The sequence below is a fragment of the Nitrobacter sp. 62-13 genome (genome assembly GCF_001896955.1).
Classification (GTDB): Bacteria; Pseudomonadota; Alphaproteobacteria; order Rhizobiales; family Xanthobacteraceae; genus Nitrobacter.
The window spans coordinates 3,306-5,350 of the sequence record NZ_MKRN01000082.1; the positions used below are offsets into that span (position 1 = coordinate 3,306).

General features: G+C 68.1%; 1 pseudogene. It reads right to left on the bottom strand.

The annotated features are described in order from the left end of the window. A pseudogene (gene mutS / locus BGN91_RS07750) lies at positions 1-1,939 on the bottom strand (DNA mismatch repair protein MutS); the annotation flags it as partial. Positions 1,940-2,045 lie beyond the last annotated feature (106 nt).

Consider the following 2,045-nt stretch of genomic DNA (forward strand, 5'->3'; position numbering starts at 1 on the left):
CCGGATGGCGCCCCCCCTCGATCTCGAAGGAGAGCCCGGCATCGACCATCGGCCGGCAGTAGTTTTCGCTTTCGGCGAGGGTCGCCAGCGCCGCTGAAACGTCGAGGACCGCGAGCGCCTCCGCGCCGGCACGGATGGCGTCGGCATGGGCGACCGCCTCGCCGACAAGCGTATCGAACACGGAAAACTCGATCGACAGCGCGCGGTCGGCGGCGTTGGCGATCTTCGTCTCCAGGTCGGCAAGTTCCGTGGTGGTGAAGCGCATGGCGCTCGCCATGGTCTGGCGGTGGATGAAGCGGGCGCGCGCGGCGTCCGAACCCGTCATCGCGTCGCGATGGTTCGCGGTGACCTCGATATAGTAGCCGAGCACGTTGTTGTGCCGGATCTTGAGCGAGCGGATGCCGGTCTCCTCCGCCAGGTCGCGCTCCATCGCGGCGATGACGCGGCGCGACTGGTCGCGCAACGCCCGCATCTCGTCGAGTTCGGCATGATAACCGGAGCGCACCAGCCCGCCATCGCGCTTCAACAGCGGCAGATCGTCGGCAAGGGCGGCGGAGAGATGCTCGGCGAAGGCTGAAGGCAGCGCCACGACCGCCTTCCGGGCGGCTTCCAGTTCCGCCGGCAGCGCCTCGCGGCCGGCCACTTCGGCGATGTCGCGGGCGGCCGCCAGCCCGGCGGCGAGCGCGCCGAGATCGCGCGGGCCGCCGCGGTTCAAGGCCAGCCGCGAAAGTGCGCGCTGCATGTCCGGTGCGCCCTTCAATAGTTCGCGCAGACCCTCGCGCAGACGCGGTTCGCCGAGCAGGAAGGACACCGAATCGAGCCGGGCTGCGATCGCGGCCGGATCGGTGAGGGGCGACATCAGCCGTTCCGAGAGCAGCCGGGCGCCGGCGCCTGTAACCGTCCGGTCGATCGCCTTCAGGAGAGAACCGTCGCGGTTGCCGGTAAGGGTGCGGGCAAGCTCGAGGTTGGCGCGCGTCGCCGGATCGATGAAGAGCGACGAGCCGGAAGCCTCGCGCTCTGGCCGGGTCAGCGGCGGGCGCTCGGCCTTCTGCGTCTTCTCCACATAGGCGATGGCGCCGGAAATGGCCGACAGTCCCGCCCGCGAGAAGGAGCCGAGCCCGTCCAGCGTGGCGATGCCGAAGAAGCGCGAGATGCGGTCGGCGGCGCCCGCCGAATCGAACAGGATCGCCGGTTGGGGACAGACGATGCGGCCGAGCGTGTCGAAGACGGGACGAAGCGTCTCGTCGTGGAAGACTGGCTCGGCCACGATCAGCTCGCGGGGGTCGATGCGCAATATGTCCGTCAGCAGGCGCGCCGGCTCGGTGCCGGTGACGCGGAACGTGGCTGTCGAGATGTCGATCCAGGCAAGCGCCAAACTTCCCTGGTTCCCCGGCGCGCCGCCGCGCTCCTCGCCTCTTGCCGCGTCGCCCTTCACTCGCCCGAGCGCCATCAGATAGTTGGTCTCGGCGGCGGCGAGCAGCTTCTCCTCGGTGATGGTGCCGGGCGTCACAAGCCGGATCACGTCGCGGCGGACGACCGCCTTGGAGCCGCGCTTGCGCGCTTCCGCCGGGTCTTCCATCTGCTCGCAGACGGCGACTCGATGGCCGAGCGCGATCAGCTTCTGCAGATAGTCGTCCGCGGCGTGTACCGGCACGCCGCACATCGGAATGTCGTGGCCCTGGTGCTTGCCGCGCTTCGTCAGCGCAATGCCGAGCGCCTGGCTGGCGACCTCCGCGTCATCGAAGAACATCTCGTAGAAATCGCCCATCCTGTAGAAGAGGAGCGAATCGGGGTTAGCCGACTTGATCTCGATATACTGCTCCAGCATGGGCGTTATGCCGCCTGCGGCGTCGGGCGGCGGCGTCGCCGGATCGACACCCTCCGACGGCGGGATACCGGCGAAGGAGGCTGCTTTCCTGATAGGGGTCCCGTCGTTCAAGGCGAAACTGCTTTTCGATACTGAGTGGTAATCCTGCTTGGCGATTCCGCCCGGCAAAGTGTAGCCTCAATCTGCGGCGCTCCACAAAGAAGAGCGCCTGAATGGG